General features: G+C 44.5%; 23 protein-coding genes. 18 read left to right on the top strand and 5 right to left on the bottom strand.

What is annotated here, in order from left to right:
* Window positions 1–89 precede the first annotated feature (89 nt).
* A complete protein-coding gene (locus ABC765_RS08600; RefSeq protein WP_347964342.1) occupies window positions 90–1457 on the top strand; it encodes an IS3 family transposase in 1368 nt (455 codons plus the stop codon).
* Window positions 1458–1539: 82 nt separating this feature from the next.
* On the opposite strand, the gene ABC765_RS08595 is transcribed toward ABC765_RS08600, so the two are convergent.
* The 5 genes from ABC765_RS08595 to ABC765_RS08575 form a co-directional block, all read right to left on the bottom strand.
* Entirely contained in the window at window positions 1540–2406 is an 867-nt protein-coding gene (locus ABC765_RS08595; protein ID WP_347980237.1) for an NAD(P)H-hydrate dehydratase, read from the bottom strand.
* A gap of 140 nt (window positions 2407–2546) precedes the next feature.
* Complete coding sequence (locus ABC765_RS08590) at window positions 2547–3629, bottom strand: tyrosine-type recombinase/integrase (protein ID WP_347980236.1); 1083 nt, start codon at window positions 3627–3629, stop codon at window positions 2547–2549.
* A gap of 84 nt (window positions 3630–3713) precedes the next feature.
* Window positions 3714–4274 (bottom strand): hypothetical protein, encoded by a 561-nt coding sequence (locus ABC765_RS08585; RefSeq protein WP_347980235.1) that lies wholly within the window; start codon window positions 4272–4274, stop codon window positions 3714–3716.
* A gap of 51 nt (window positions 4275–4325) precedes the next feature.
* Window positions 4326–4715 (bottom strand): DUF6782 family putative metallopeptidase, encoded by a 390-nt coding sequence (locus ABC765_RS08580; RefSeq protein WP_347980234.1) that lies wholly within the window; start codon window positions 4713–4715, stop codon window positions 4326–4328.
* Between the two features lie 10 nt (window positions 4716–4725).
* A complete protein-coding gene (locus ABC765_RS08575) occupies window positions 4726–5073 on the bottom strand; it encodes a helix-turn-helix transcriptional regulator (RefSeq protein ID WP_347980233.1) in 348 nt (115 codons plus the stop codon).
* A gap of 182 nt (window positions 5074–5255) precedes the next feature.
* Between ABC765_RS08575 and ABC765_RS08570 the strand changes: the two genes are divergently transcribed.
* The 17 genes from ABC765_RS08570 (at window position 5256) to ABC765_RS08490 (ending at window position 13666) form a co-directional block, all read left to right on the top strand.
* Window positions 5256–5492 (top strand): helix-turn-helix transcriptional regulator, encoded by a 237-nt coding sequence (locus ABC765_RS08570; protein ID WP_347980232.1) that lies wholly within the window; start codon window positions 5256–5258, stop codon window positions 5490–5492.
* A complete protein-coding gene (locus ABC765_RS08565; protein ID WP_347980231.1) occupies window positions 5493–6260 on the top strand; it encodes a Rha family transcriptional regulator in 768 nt (255 codons plus the stop codon).
* 12 nt (window positions 6261–6272) lie between these two features.
* On the top strand, window positions 6273–6608 hold the full coding sequence (locus ABC765_RS08560) for a hypothetical protein (RefSeq protein WP_347980230.1): 336 nt from the start codon (window positions 6273–6275) through the stop codon (window positions 6606–6608).
* Entirely contained in the window at window positions 6608–6736 is a 129-nt protein-coding gene (locus tag ABC765_RS08555) for a hypothetical protein (RefSeq protein WP_347980229.1), read from the top strand. Before ABC765_RS08560 ends, ABC765_RS08555 begins: the two co-directional genes overlap by 1 nt.
* Before the next feature lie 236 nt (window positions 6737–6972).
* Window positions 6973–7182 carry a hypothetical protein gene (locus tag ABC765_RS08550; protein WP_347980228.1) on the top strand — a complete coding sequence of 70 codons (210 nt, stop codon included), beginning with the start codon at window positions 6973–6975 and terminating at the stop codon, window positions 7180–7182.
* Window positions 7183–7187: 5 nt separating this feature from the next.
* Complete coding sequence (locus ABC765_RS08545) at window positions 7188–7913, top strand: helix-turn-helix domain-containing protein (RefSeq protein ID WP_347980227.1); 726 nt, start codon at window positions 7188–7190, stop codon at window positions 7911–7913.
* Between the two features lie 14 nt (window positions 7914–7927).
* Window positions 7928–8893 (top strand): site-specific integrase, encoded by a 966-nt coding sequence (locus ABC765_RS08540; protein ID WP_347980226.1) that lies wholly within the window; start codon window positions 7928–7930, stop codon window positions 8891–8893.
* The gene (locus ABC765_RS08535) at window positions 8890–9183 is read left to right on the top strand and encodes a hypothetical protein (protein WP_347980225.1); all 294 of its coding nucleotides are present in this window, start codon (window positions 8890–8892) and stop codon (window positions 9181–9183) included. Before ABC765_RS08540 ends, ABC765_RS08535 begins: the two co-directional genes overlap by 4 nt.
* A gap of 3 nt (window positions 9184–9186) precedes the next feature.
* A complete protein-coding gene (locus ABC765_RS08530) occupies window positions 9187–9882 on the top strand; it encodes an SAM-dependent DNA methyltransferase (RefSeq protein WP_347980224.1) in 696 nt (231 codons plus the stop codon).
* Window positions 9883–9893: 11 nt separating this feature from the next.
* Window positions 9894–10193, top strand: a complete 300-nt coding sequence (locus ABC765_RS08525; protein WP_347980223.1) for a hypothetical protein — start codon at window positions 9894–9896, stop codon at window positions 10191–10193.
* Window position 10194: 1 nt separating this feature from the next.
* A complete protein-coding gene (locus tag ABC765_RS08520; RefSeq protein WP_347980222.1) occupies window positions 10195–10647 on the top strand; it encodes a hypothetical protein in 453 nt (150 codons plus the stop codon).
* A gap of 157 nt (window positions 10648–10804) precedes the next feature.
* Window positions 10805–11008, top strand: coding sequence for a hypothetical protein (locus tag ABC765_RS08515; RefSeq protein WP_347980221.1), 204 nt, complete (start codon window positions 10805–10807; stop codon window positions 11006–11008).
* A 699-nt stretch (window positions 11009–11707) separates the two neighbouring features.
* A complete protein-coding gene (locus ABC765_RS08510) occupies window positions 11708–11893 on the top strand; it encodes a sporulation protein Cse60 (protein ID WP_347980220.1) in 186 nt (61 codons plus the stop codon).
* Window positions 11894–11912: 19 nt separating this feature from the next.
* Complete coding sequence (locus tag ABC765_RS08505; protein ID WP_347980219.1) at window positions 11913–12182, top strand: hypothetical protein; 270 nt, start codon at window positions 11913–11915, stop codon at window positions 12180–12182.
* The gene (locus tag ABC765_RS08500; protein ID WP_347980218.1) at window positions 12179–12679 is read left to right on the top strand and encodes a DUF1064 domain-containing protein; all 501 of its coding nucleotides are present in this window, start codon (window positions 12179–12181) and stop codon (window positions 12677–12679) included. The genes ABC765_RS08505 and ABC765_RS08500 overlap by 4 nt, the downstream gene beginning before the upstream one ends.
* The gene (locus ABC765_RS08495) at window positions 12672–13079 is read left to right on the top strand and encodes a hypothetical protein (protein ID WP_347980217.1); all 408 of its coding nucleotides are present in this window, start codon (window positions 12672–12674) and stop codon (window positions 13077–13079) included. The genes ABC765_RS08500 and ABC765_RS08495 overlap by 8 nt, the downstream gene beginning before the upstream one ends.
* Entirely contained in the window at window positions 13076–13666 is a 591-nt protein-coding gene (locus ABC765_RS08490) for a hypothetical protein (RefSeq protein WP_347980216.1), read from the top strand. The genes ABC765_RS08495 and ABC765_RS08490 overlap by 4 nt, the downstream gene beginning before the upstream one ends.
* Window positions 13667–13697: the final 31 nt, after the last annotated feature.

Here is a 13697-nt window from a genome sequence, read left to right as displayed (position 1 = left end):
ATTAGATTCGATCATAAAAAAACCATGACGCCCAGTTGTGACGTGACCCGTACCCCCAAAGTTGGAAACACAACTTTGGGGGTATTTTTATGACCAAAATCAGCATAGAGACTAAGATCAAGGCAATTGAAGAGTACTGTACAACGGCAAGTTCACTGCGGGGGATCGCTCGCAAATACGGGATTGCAAAGCTTGACTTTCAAATCTGCGTGGGTATTTATGCACGTTTCGGCAAGGAAAAACTATTGAATCCACCAACCGTAACTGGGGATTTCCGCTTAAATCTGGTAAAGTGGAAACAACAAAACCGAGCTTCCATTCCAGAGACCTGTATCCACTTTGGCTTTCGTTCATCAGGCTCTGTCTATCAATGGGAGCGTCAGTACAACGAACATGGAGCACCGGCCCTCTTAAAACTACGACCAGGAAGGAAATCAAAACATGAGCTCAAATCACGAGAAAGAGATTCAACGTTTAAAAAAACAGAATCAGCTTCTCCAAAAAGAGAACTTATCCTTAAAGATTCAACTCGATGCCTCAAAAAAATTGGCAGCCTTGAGAAAGCATCCAAAAAAGAACTTGCCCAAGTAATTTATGACCTCAAGGCAAAATATCGTTTGAAAGACCTGATTGAAGCACTGCCAATCTCTATGTCAACTTACCAGTATTGGCAGGCCAAATTTGAACACCCTAATGAAGCCGAAGAAGAGCTTAAATCCGTCATCAAGGGCCTGTTTGAATATTTTGAAGGCGACTATGGCGTTCGTCGACTGAGCGCGCAGGTGCGTGACTACTACCGAATTATTAATCGTCCACTGCCCAATCACAAGCGAATTTACCGCTTGATGCGTGAGATGGGCCTTCAATGTACGAAATACAGCAAACGCCGCCGCAAGTACGATTCTTCCAAAGGTCCGTCGGGTAAGAAGGCTAAAAACGTAATCCGTCGTCGCTTTATGAGCAATCGCAAATATCAAAAGATGGTCTGCGACATTACTGAATTGAAGGCTAAGGACGGCAGTAAGGTTTATCTGGAAATTGTCAAGGATCTGGCAACCAACCAGATTCTGACTTGGGAAATCGGGACGCATCCAACCCTGGAATTCAGCCTTAAGCCTTTGCGCAAGCTAATCGATCTTTTACCGCACACTGGGTATCAATTAACTCTGCATACAGATCAAGGCTGGCAGTATCAGCATCGTGCCTGGCGAGTCTTATTAAAGCATGGTCGGATTCGTCAAAGCATGTCCCATCGAGCAACGTGTCTGGATAACGCCGCCTGCGAGACCGTCTTTAGCAAACTTAAAGCAGAGATCAAGCCGGACACTGATTATGCCAATCAAGAAGACTTAACTCAAGCCATTGAAGAGTGGATTGACTACTACAACCACCGCCGGATACAAACAAAATTAGGCAACCTGACCCCACTTCAATATGAAGCACGGCTAGTTGCCTAAGAAAAATTTTTATTCAGTTTACAAGTAATTAATATTCAATTCCAACTTTTTGGGTACACACCAACGTCATGGTTTTTTTTGTTTAGTCCATAAATCCAATATGCGTTTTGGAATCCTGCACGGCAATTTTTTTCATAAAGGCAGGCAGGGCATGACTGATTTGGTGAGGCAAAACGATGTATTGATTTTCCGCGATTTGATCAGCTACGGCACTGTGCGCGTAAACAGCGGCCAACACCGCATCCAAACCGGCATCCTTAAATTCAGCCGTAAACGAACCGACCATTCCGGCCAGCGTATCGCCCATCCCACCGACAGCCTGCGCGGCAGAACCGATTGGCAGCTTAAAGACCTGGTCATCATGATAGATTTCGGTATGGTGCTTTTTCAAGACAACGGTCGCATTCAGCTTTTGAACGGCTTTTTGATTGTTTTCAACGGACTGATCGGCAATCTTGATTCCTGAAAGCCGCTGCCATTCCATTTGATGCGGCGTGTAGATGACACTGATCTGGCAGGCTGGCTGTTTCAGATTTTCCCGGGCCATCAAGGTGATTGCCGAGCCGTCAATTACCAATGTCTGGCCATCGTGCACGTATTCAAAAACGTTTTTAAGAATGTGCAGGCTTTGCGCGTTATCGCCTAGACCAGGGCCAACGACCACCGTATCGGCCGCTACGATCAGATCGCCAACCAGCTGATCGTCATTAAAATCGGCAAACATGGCTTCTGGCAGCTGAGCATGCAGAGCTGCCGAGTTGGCTGGGTCGGTCGCCGCCGTAACCAAGCCAGTCCCGCCATAGACTGCTGCGGTTGCGGCCATGATGATGGCACCACCGAAATTCTCGTTGCCGCCGACCAGCACGATCTTGCCAAAAGTTCCTTTAAAGCTTTCCTGTGGGCGGGTTTTAATGACTTTTTGCAGAATTGACTCATCCAAGTTTTGCATATTTGATACTCCCTTTATTTAATCCAATAAAATCCACTGACGATTGATCCGTAAATCAATCCCAAATAATGTTATTACCCTATCATAAATGGCTATATACAGGCGTTTTGAGCATGTGTGTACAGCATACGTACAACAACTTAAATTTTATCCAGCTTTGACTCGATTTGATCATCAGATTTGCGCTTGTACTCATCGATAAAGTAAGCATAAGTGTTGCTGGTAATCGACATATTGGCATGACCTAGTCGCTTGCTGATAGCGTAGAGGTCCACACCTTGACTGAGCAGATAGGCCACATGCGTGTGCCTGAGACTGTGGAAATGAAAAGACGATTTATCAATACCGGCTTGTTCTAGATATGATCTTAAAACTCTGTTGACGCGCATGTCGAGTCGTGGAGTGCCATTTATATCAAAAATCCTGTCTGCTGTTTTCGGGATTTTTTTCAGCTGATCTAGCAGCTTGGTATTAACGCGAATCGTGCGCACCGAAGACGGCGTTTTGGTTGGTATAAAACCACGTTTGCCGTGATAGTCGAACGCCTTGTCGATACAAAGCGTTTTGTCATCAAAATCGACATCATCCCACGTTAAAGCAAGAATCTCTCCAAACCGTGCACCAGTATAGATTGCCGTCAAAATCATGTATGCGGGGATGTTGCCCGGCGATAAATTGTCAGTCACGACTTTGGTCAGCCGTTTTAGCTCATCAATGGATAGATACTCAACGCGATTGTCAGAATTGCTGTTATAGGCGATTTTTGCACCATAGGTAAAATCACGAGATATGATACCGTCAGCGATTGCTGACTTTACACAAGCACGAACCCGAGACTGCAAGCTTGATACTGTTCCTTTGGCATGATTTTTGCCAAATTTGTTGATAAAACGTTGATAACTCCCACGAGTGATTGCTTTAATCTTTGTGTTGCCAAAGTATGCCCGGACGTTTTTGATGTTAGTAGCATACAGAGCCTTAGTACGCTTGGCTAAGTGTGGCTCTCTGTATGTCTTGTACCACTGTTCGAAGTAGTCAGCAAACACCGGGTCAGCTGCGACATCCACACCTTTACCCAGCTCGGACTCCAACTCGGTTGCGTACAGCTTGGCCTGAGCTTTGGTGGCGAAACCGGCTTTTGATTTTTGATGCAGCTTACCGTCGGCATCTCGCCAGGAAACTCTGGCTTGCCATTTACCGTTGCGTTTCATGAAATTTGCCATAAATGCACACTCCCTTGTGGTATAATGGCAGTGCTTTGAACTACTCCCCACTCGCTTTTGGCGGGTGGGATTTTTTATTTTTAATCAATTCAGATCGTCATACGTCAGATGGATAATTGCTTGACTGTTTTTACCGCTATCATCTTTGGTTTCGGACGACCAGTAATGCTTACCAGTCTTTTTAGAAACGTAATGATCTTTTGATGTTTCTTTGAGATCTGATGCGGTCACTTTTTGATAGTCCTTCAGTACCTTTTTGTTTGAGGCTGATGCGCTGTCAGTCTCGAAATAGTTGAATTTAACGGCTGACACAACCTTTTTGCCGTCAGCATTAGTAGTTTGATAATACCGCACGTATGATCTGCTTTTGACGGTATAGTAGGCTCCGTCAGAATGGCTCTTTGCATTCTTGGCCACCTTTGAAATTGGCGTGCCCAATTTGTAGTAGGCAGCGGGCTGTTTCTTACTGTGGCCACCAAATAATCCTGAGCAGAGAAAAATGACAGCTAAAAGTCCAGAACCAATAACAACTACCTTTTTACCAAATGAGCTGTACTTAGCGTATTTATCCGGCTTGGTTGTGTATTCATGCCAGGATCCCCAGGCTAGGCATCCAAAAACGATTGCCAAAAGAATATCGAACATTTTATTGCCTCCCAATAGCTTTTAACGTCAATCACGCTTGGACGTAGGCAATTAATAGTCGGCGATTATCTCTTTAACGATATCCTCATCTCGCAAAGGGATGTCATTCTGGCGCATAAACTCCAGATAGTCGACCCTATATGGTTCTTCACCGGTGTATTTGATGTATCGATGAAACAGATAACTGATCATAAAGCGATTGGCTTCGCATTCCATTTTAAGCTTCATCGTCTTGGTTGCGTTGTATAGATCGATTTCGTTTTTCTGTTTTGCGGCATGCCCTAGTTCATGCAGCAGAACCGCTTCGTGTTGGCACTCGTCAAGCTTTTCGTCTATGTAAATGGCGTTAAGCTCCGGCACGTAGTATCCGGGATTATCAAAACTGCCAACAATCACCGATACGCCAAGCTCTTTAATGATGTCTACAACTTTTTCAGCCATACAACATCACCTATTCTTTTCCGGCCATGTATGCTTTCCAAAGCTGTTTCATCATTTTTCTGTCGTGCTCAGTAACTGGCTTTCCGTCAAAGCTCATTGCGTTATCTATAGCCTTATCTAAGTCGATTTCCTGCTCCAGATGCTTTTTATCTGGCGTGCTCCTACCTAGTAAATAGTCTGCTGATACATCAAAAATAGACGCTATTTTATCAAGCTCTTCGCTAGAAACTTTTCGGGTTCCCTTTTCAATTTTATTCATTGATGATTTGTCGATGCCAAGACGCTTGGCCAGTTCCGATTGACTCATGTTAACTTTTTCTCGCAGGTCTACTATTCTGGCAGCTAATTGTGTTTGCATTTTAACGCCTCCTTATTATCGCTGGTGTGTACGGTTTCGCTTACAATTTCTATTTTAGCAATGTTTCTAAAAAAGATACATATTTTTGAGAAAAAAGAAATTTTGGTGTTGACGTTTCTAAAATCGAAACGTATAATAAAAATCGTGGTTGAGATAATCGCAACCAAAAAGGAAGTGAAATGTTGACCTACTCGATTAATATTCAACTAATCAAGCAGAAACGTCTGGAACATAAATATACACTTCAAGAAATGTCCGAAGCGCTAGGATTGGCCAATCGTTCTCTTTATTTGAAAAGAGAGAATGGTTGTCAAAAATTCAAAGCGAACGAATTGCCATTGCTTAGCAAAAAATTGGGCATTCCATTGAACGATTTTTTTATCCCAAACGTTGAGAAAAACTCAAAAGGAGAAAAATAAATGGACAATTTCGATACTGACAAAATCATTAAATATATTAGCGACTCCAAACAACAAGTAATTGATAGTCGGGACGTTGCCAAGATGATTGGCAAAACTCATGCACATTTGGTGCGTGATATTGACAGCTACAAAGAGGTTTTGGATCAAAATCCAAAATTGGATTCTGACCAATTCTTCATTGAATCAAGCTATCAAGCCGGCACTGGTAAGCATTATAAATGCTACCTGCTAACCAAAAAGGGTTGCGAATTCGTGGGCCACAAGGTGGGTGGCCGTAAAGGAACAATCTTTACTGCTACGTACGTCAGCTTATTTAACGAGTACGAGGCTGAACACAATGGAAAGCTGATTGCGAACGGAGATTTGAATTTCCAACGCCAAGATCTCGAATATCATCGCCGGTACGTAGCGGTGAAAGAACAGGAAGCTGCTAACAAGCGAGCTGAACTGCTGATCAAGATTGGCGACCGTCAGGAAGAAGAGCGCTATCGCCAAGCGTACTACACGGAAGCTACGAATCAGTTGATGTTCCCAATCACAAACGGTCTTGCCGTTACCGCCGGTGCAATTGCCGAACAGCTCGGCACTAATGCTTACAACATTGGCAAGTGGGGCCAGATCTTAGGATTAAAAGCTCCGAAAGGGCACCGCAGTCAATATGGTTACTGGAGTGGTGATCGCTACTACTACAACGAAAAGGCGATTGAAAAATTCCAGGAACATAAGAAAGAGATCGTTGATGACGACAACGATCTGGGGCTGTAGGAGAAAATATCAATGGAAATCAAGTTGACAAAGCAATCCTTGCTTGAACTAGCCAAACAGCTTGCACCACTAATCGCGAAGATTCTAGGAAGATCCAAGCCAGAGCCGGACTGGATCAAGCTCGAAGACATACGGGCGGACTTATTTGCTGGCAAGGCAAAGAGTTGGATCCGGTTGTATGTCTTTGACCAATTCCCAGAAATTCAGGTTGAAAACGGCCAGCCTGGCGCATGGGTAATGGGAGTTCATGGTACTGGCAAGGTAACTAAGATTTACCTGCCATACGCTAGGCCGTGGATGCATGAACATCACGATGAGATCAACTGGATTGCGAAGGAGGTACGATGATGGATTTATTTGGAGTAATTTTTGCAATGCTCATGGTGGCATTGCTGCTAGTGGATCACAGCATTTTAGGGAATCGAATCAGTCAATTAGAAAAGGAGATGAAACGTTATGAACGCAACCATTATTAACTGGCTTGTGCTTGTTACTCTAGCTTGTTGGTGCTGGGTAGACGGTTTCACAACAACGGCATTTGTGTTGACTACCTTAGTTAGCGTAGAAGCTGCGTGGAAGCCGTTCATCCGTTCACGCTTGGCAGTCAAGCTGTTTGGGGCAGACACGATGGCTTTACTGCAACAAAAAAGCGCAACTAGCCGCCACTAGTTACGCAAATAACAAAAATATTTTACAAAAGGAATTATAACATATGAATTTATCACCAAATGAAAATGCATTAATTGATGAAACGCTAAAAGAAATTGGCGCAACCATTGGCTCATTGTCGCATATCTCTTGCAATGAATTCAGCAAAGAAGAGATTATCGAACGATTGTCGATGGCAATTGCAAGCCTAGAACTTGCGCAACAGCCGCTTATTACGGTGCGCAATAAAGTACGCGAACGGAGAAAGGAGTGAGCGTGATGGTTGAGACCCCGTCATACTACTCTATCCTGCCGGCAAATGTCAGGTACGACAAACGGCTTGGTAAGCCTAACGCTCGTGAGCTGTACAGCGAAATCACAGCTCTGAGCAACAAATATGGGTATTGCATTGCCCGTAACGCTTACTTTGCTGAGCTTTATGACATCAACGAGAAGACGATATCTAAATGGATATCAACGCTCGTTGAGTGCGGGTATCTCTACAGAGAGATTATCTGCTATCCGAATACCAAGCAGGTTAAAGAGCGGCGACTGTATCCGCTGAGTAATCCGATCGTGGGCAGTACCCCCTCCCCACGGAAAAACGGAGGGGGTATCCCCGCAAAAATGACTACCCCTCCCCACGGAAAAGCGAAAGATAATATTACAAGTATTAATAAAGAGAGAGAGGAATTAAGCTCCTCTCGACAAACAGAAAAACTTCCTCTTGTTGCATGGCCAGACAGCTTGGGTGCCATGACTGGGAAGATTGAACGTCTGCTCCTAGACGTTAAGCATCAGGGAATGTCTGACAAAGTCATCCAGAAAGCAATCGACCTGACAAAGATCGCGGAGCCTAATACGCCATATGGCTATCTGAAGACGATCCTTGATGACTGGCTAGGCCAGAACATCTATACGATGCACGACTGGCAAGCATTGCAGAAGAAGAAAAGGGATGCCAAGAACCGAGAGATTCCTAACATCCCGATTTACAAGATTTAAGGAAGGCGAAACAGATGATCAAAGCAATCCCACGTAGCAAACTACGGGATACGCTATATCCCGATTACTACGATTATTGGGTATCGGTTTACAAAGAAGGCGTGGTTGCTGAACGAACCTATGAAAAGTGGGACTTAGCAGGACGCCATTTAAGAAGACTGGCACCAGATTTAAAGATCCGCAACATGTCAGCAGACGATATGCAGCAGATATTGAACCGATACTCAGTTGACCATGAGCACGCAACAACCCTTGATTTCTGGCACTCAATCGCAGCGCCTGCAAAAAGACTATTTGCCTATGAAGGAGTCCTAAAACGAGACCCTACCTATGGCATTGTAGTTCCTGAGGGCAAGCCAGCCAAAAAGAAGAAAAAGAAGTTTCTTGAGCCGGAAGAGCTAGAACGATTAATTAAAGTACTTGAATTTGATCAATCAACGTATAGCGATGGGCTCATGATAACGATCAGAACTGGAGTGAGATTTGGCGAGCTTTTCGGCATTACACCAAAAGACGTTGACCTTAAAAGGATGACTTTAAGCATTAACAAAACGTGGGACTATAAGCGGAATGCATCGCTTGACGACCACTACAACGAGTTCAAGCCAACCAAAAATAAATACTCAGTTCGTAAGATTGCGATGGACAATATTACAGCCCGGTGCTTTCAGCGCGAAATGGGGGGGTGCAAGGACGATGAGACCATCTTTGGAACCAACACTTCTGGTTTCAATTCCACCTGGAACAATGTCCTTGCCAGAATATGTAAATTTATCGACATCCCAGTTATGAGCATTCACGGTCTAAGACACGAACACGCATCATTTTTGGCGTCACAAGGTGTGCCAACTAAAACGATTGCAGCTCGGCTTGGTCATGTTGATGATCGTGTAACCAACAAGGTCTACATTCACGAAACAATGCATGACCAGAAACGGGATGCTAGAGCAGTGATGGATAAGCTGGCTGATATGCAATGACAGCAGAGATTAATGGCCGGCATAAGCAGCCGAAACGGAAATTTGTATCAGGAAAGCTGTTTGACGAAAAAGGTAGATGGACAGTCAGCGAGACCAATGAGGATCAATTGCGTGATGAATTTAGAGAATTCGTGCATCAGAAGGTAAATCAGAAGACATATCAGCCAGTTATTACCGTTGATGGCTTTGGCGATTTCTTAGACCGAATCACAAAACAATGCTCGATGATGAGCGACTTCCAATATCAAATGATCCTGGACTATGTTGACTACGTGAAATGGAGACGATAGCAGATGCAGTTTGATGTCGAGACAGTTAATTCAATTCTGGGGATTGATGATGCCTATAAAGCGCCGGACAAAATCATGGAACTAATCTCTGGCAAAGAATCTCGAGAAACGCTTTTTCAGAAATTTCTGAATGTTTCAAGCGACTTGTCGTTTGACTGGTTCCATCAGTACTTTGAAGACGAGCAGGCACAGCGAAAAAAGATGAAACAGGATTTTACTCCTGACAGTGTCGCAAGATTGCTCAGTCGAGTGGTTAACACAAATATTGCTCGTGTAAGCAAAGCAAACAATGACGGGACGCACACTTATTTTGAGCCGACTGCTGGAACTGGTGGGATTTTAATTAGCCACTGGGACTTTAATCGAAGAAATGACGCTTTGAACTTCAAAGGCAAGAACGGAGATCATCAGTTGCCAAAGTGGGCATCAGTTTTAACTTATGATCCACGCCGCTACTGGTACCAGGCAGAAGAAATGAGTGATCGTGCAGTACCGTTTTTGTTATTCAACATGGCGATTAGGGGGATGAACGGCGTTGTTATTCAATGCGATGCCTTAACACGCCAGACGAAGGATATCTGGTTTATCCGCAACGACACGCCAGATCCTAGTCGCTTTAGCGAAATCATCAAACTGCCGCATACAGAGTTGTGGGCAAAAGAATTTGATGTTGCTGAATGGGTTACTGAATTCAAGTAAGGAGAACAAACATGACAAGAATTGATATCTACGCCATGATTCCTGGCGCAGGCGAGCAGACATGGACCATCTGGACTTCTGACGTAAGTAAGGAATGTGCCAAAATTCAAGAATGCATTAAGGACGGCCGGCTGTATCAGACGGACAACGTGATTATGTCAGTGGATCCGAGCTTCAATAATTGCTCAACGCTGCTGATCAATCCCAAGTACATCACGCTTGTGGCGGTTGATGACCACGTGGATTCGTGGACTTACACCAAAGCTGAAATCGATGCCGGCGCTGACAAGAACAAAAAGGAGAACGACTAACATGAAGCTTTCATTCGAAAACAATGGGACACGGTTGCAACTGGAAACTCCAAAACAGTTTGATATGGCAACAGGAACTGCCTTTCTGGCATTGGCAAGCAAGGTACTAACTAGGGATGAGCAAGAAAATCATGGCCTTACAGTCATTCCTGATGATCAAAAGCAAGAACGCCGCATCAACTACGCTGACGTTCCAGGATGGCGCGAACCAGTGAAGGCAAAAGTAATGTGTCCATTCTGTGGCGAATCATACACGCGAGAGATTCCATATGGATACAAGCACATCCGCTGTCGTGTTTGCCACGAGAAAATTCACGTTTCAGCAGCTGCCGGCGAGTATGGTGTTCCTGACGAGAAAGGCTTCTACTATGTGGCGGAAGAGCCAGAACGCGATGACGGCATGGATAAAGAGCTGCTAGATGAGATGCAGAAAAACGACTCGGAGGAACAATGAAAATTCTATATGACTTGATCACTGTTTTGTGGGCCATAGCCGTTGTAGCTTCGGCTTTTATGACAGCGATTTTAATCAGCTCAGCATTTCATATTGATTTATTAGTGGCATTGTTGATAGTGGCGGTATTGTTAAAGATTTTTTAGGAGCGCGAGTTATGAATTTATACCGAGTAACTTTTTCTCGCTGGCATATCGGTAATTGGCTAGTGGCTGCTGCAAGTGAAAAACAAGCGGCTGGTCTAATTGTTGATAATCTTAATCGGCATTGGCGGCAGACGGGCATCACTTATCAAATTACAGATTTTGATGCTGAGAAAATCGACATCGATTCATTTCGACAACCAACGATTATTGACTAGGAGGACAAACGATGAGTAGTAAGCGAGCAAAGCGCCATCAACTGATAGTGCGTGTTAGTAATGGCAGCCGTGCTAATAACAAGCGAGCTGGCAGGAAAATCCATGATGTCGCGCTTATGCCGTTTAGAACGCCAAAGCTACGATGCCATAACTTGCAGAGTGAGTTTTCGCGTGTTTGGCGCCGAGAACATCCATATGCTGGAAGCTACAAGCAGCATAAAACTGAGATGATCAGATTTACGGTTTGGATGTTAGAGCCGGCAGGAAAACTTAAAGGAATGGGGACGATTAAATGAGCACTAGACGAGCACGAAAGCACAAAGGCCTGGTTGAGTATGAAAAGAAATATCACCATCGGCCGGGGATGCATTTAAACAACCATCGCAAGACTCGTGGCGTTAACTTGTTGCAAGCTGTATGTGCTGAGTCGGCCTACGAATGGCACAAGCGCGAGAAACAGAACCCGGAGCTTGCGAAGGAATTAAACGAGCTATTTGATTGGATGAGGCGAAAGTGAAATCTATCTCGAAATCTATCTTATGGATCACAGGAATCATCAGTGGCTTGATCATGATTGGTGGACGAGTGTATGCGATCTGGGGTGACTGGATGTTAGGCATTCAGATCAGCCTTGTCAGCGGAACTATAACAGCTGCCTGTTATCTGATACTTGAAATTTTTGGCTAAAAGAGGACGAACATGATCAAAACAAAAATTTTTATGGAAGGCTTTGACGATCCCAGCATTGACGAGCAAATCAATAAGTGGATTGCCAAGCATCCCGACTACATCATCGTGGATGTCAAACTGCAATCAAATATGGTCGACGATATCGACAGCTGCTGCGTAGTTCGAGACGCACTGGTTATCTACAAAGAATATTAAAACCAAAAGGAGAAGCGTAATGCCGGCAAATCAGCTAATCACTAAACCGCGTGAAGAAGTAGATCTGACACTGACCGTAACCGATGGGGATGTTATGCCGTACACGTATCATCTGCATGACGTGTTTAGCGAAGTAATCAGCCTTATCAACCATTGCAAGAACAAAGGAATCATGTTCCGTTTCCGGGCAATCTATGGTCTTGACAGCGATACGCCAACAACTGGTATGGTGGCTATCGACCCGAAGATGATTATTTCGGTATGCGAAGAACCAAAGGCGGTGAAATGATGAAACACTACGGCAGAAAAGTAAAACTGGACGGCTATACGTTCGATTCTGTGAAAGAAGCATCATTCTACGCCGCCTACATCAAGAACAGTGGCAAAGAGTATGCAGTGCATCCCCAGTACGAGCTGCTGCCTATCTTTGACGCCGGTATGGTGCGAGTCGGGGCAATCTACTATCATCCAGACTTCGTTGTATATGGCCCAGACAAGTCCATAGAGCACGTTTACGATGTTAAGACATCAGTAGACTACAAAGGTGCTGATCCAAGCGCACAGCTCAGATTTAAGCTGTTCTGGCGCAAGTATGGCATTCCGGTCGAAGTAGTGACGCCATATCGGTCATACTTCAAAACCAGAATTTTAGGCACTACGACCAAGGTACAGCCGATGCATCAAAGACTTAAGAAGAATGGGGATGTCGTTAAGGACTACTACGATATCAAGACATCCCTTGATTACAGCGTCGAAGATTTATTAGGAGGAATTGCAAATGGTTAAGAGTGTCAAACTTGGACAGCTAGAAGACATTGGTATCTGGAAGCATGCTGATCAGTCCGGCAAAGCTTACTTTGTTAGCGAGCATTTTGACGTGCCGGATATCGGCGAACCATATCGGCTGGTGCTCTTTAAAAACCCGTATCACAAGAGAGGCGATAACACGCCATACTACAAGGCGATGCTTGTCTCGTACACGAATACTTATGAGGGAGCAAGCTTAGCTGACATTAAGTTTGAGCAGAAATCACGCAGCAACCCAACCGTTGATGGATTAACGGTCGACCAGGCAATGTGCGTGGTACGGGATGCAGTAGCTCAGATACTATATGGCGAGAGCGAAGACGATGTGATTGTGGAAGCACGAGCAGATTTGGAAACGATACTGGAACAGAAAGGATGAAAATGGTGAGCAGATTTATCGAAAATCTCGACTACTTCGAGAAACGATATAAGCAGGACCTGAAAAATTGCGATTATCTCGATTTGCACGTCAAGATTGACGACAGGGTGAGATATCACGAATTCAAACGTCAGTTGATTGGACTGCGAGAAATCGGTCAACTGCCAAGAGACAACCGAACACCAGAGTGGAAGAAAACTGATGAGCGGATCATCAAGGCACAGAAGGCTGCACTTGATAACGGTGAGAACCGTGAGTGGGTACTGCGCCATGCCAAGGTCAGCAAGATGACGTATGACCGCCATCTTTGGGGAAACCCTGATTTGGCAGATTTGAACCGGCAACTAAGGGAACAGCATAAAGATAAAGAATTAGAATCTGCCGAAGTTACGACTATCTGCATTGACATGAAGACCTGCCAACGATACGAATTCAAAAAGCGTATCTTATGCGATCGCAAGTTTGGCTGGCGTGACGGAGCAACGGCAGCGTTAATCAGCAATGCTGGTAAACGCAAAACTACCAGGCTTTATCGGAGCAGATATCTAGTATTTGACGCAAAGGATGAGGATAAGTATGAGATTTAACGGATTAGGCATGATATTAGGTGCATGCTTG

It is taken from the genome of Limosilactobacillus sp. WILCCON 0051, assembly GCF_039955095.1.
In the GTDB taxonomy this organism is placed as follows: Bacteria; Bacillota; Bacilli; order Lactobacillales; family Lactobacillaceae; genus Limosilactobacillus; species Limosilactobacillus allomucosae.
The sequence above is the reverse complement of the archived record's forward strand: the minus strand, read 5'-3'. Positions and strand labels throughout refer to the sequence as shown.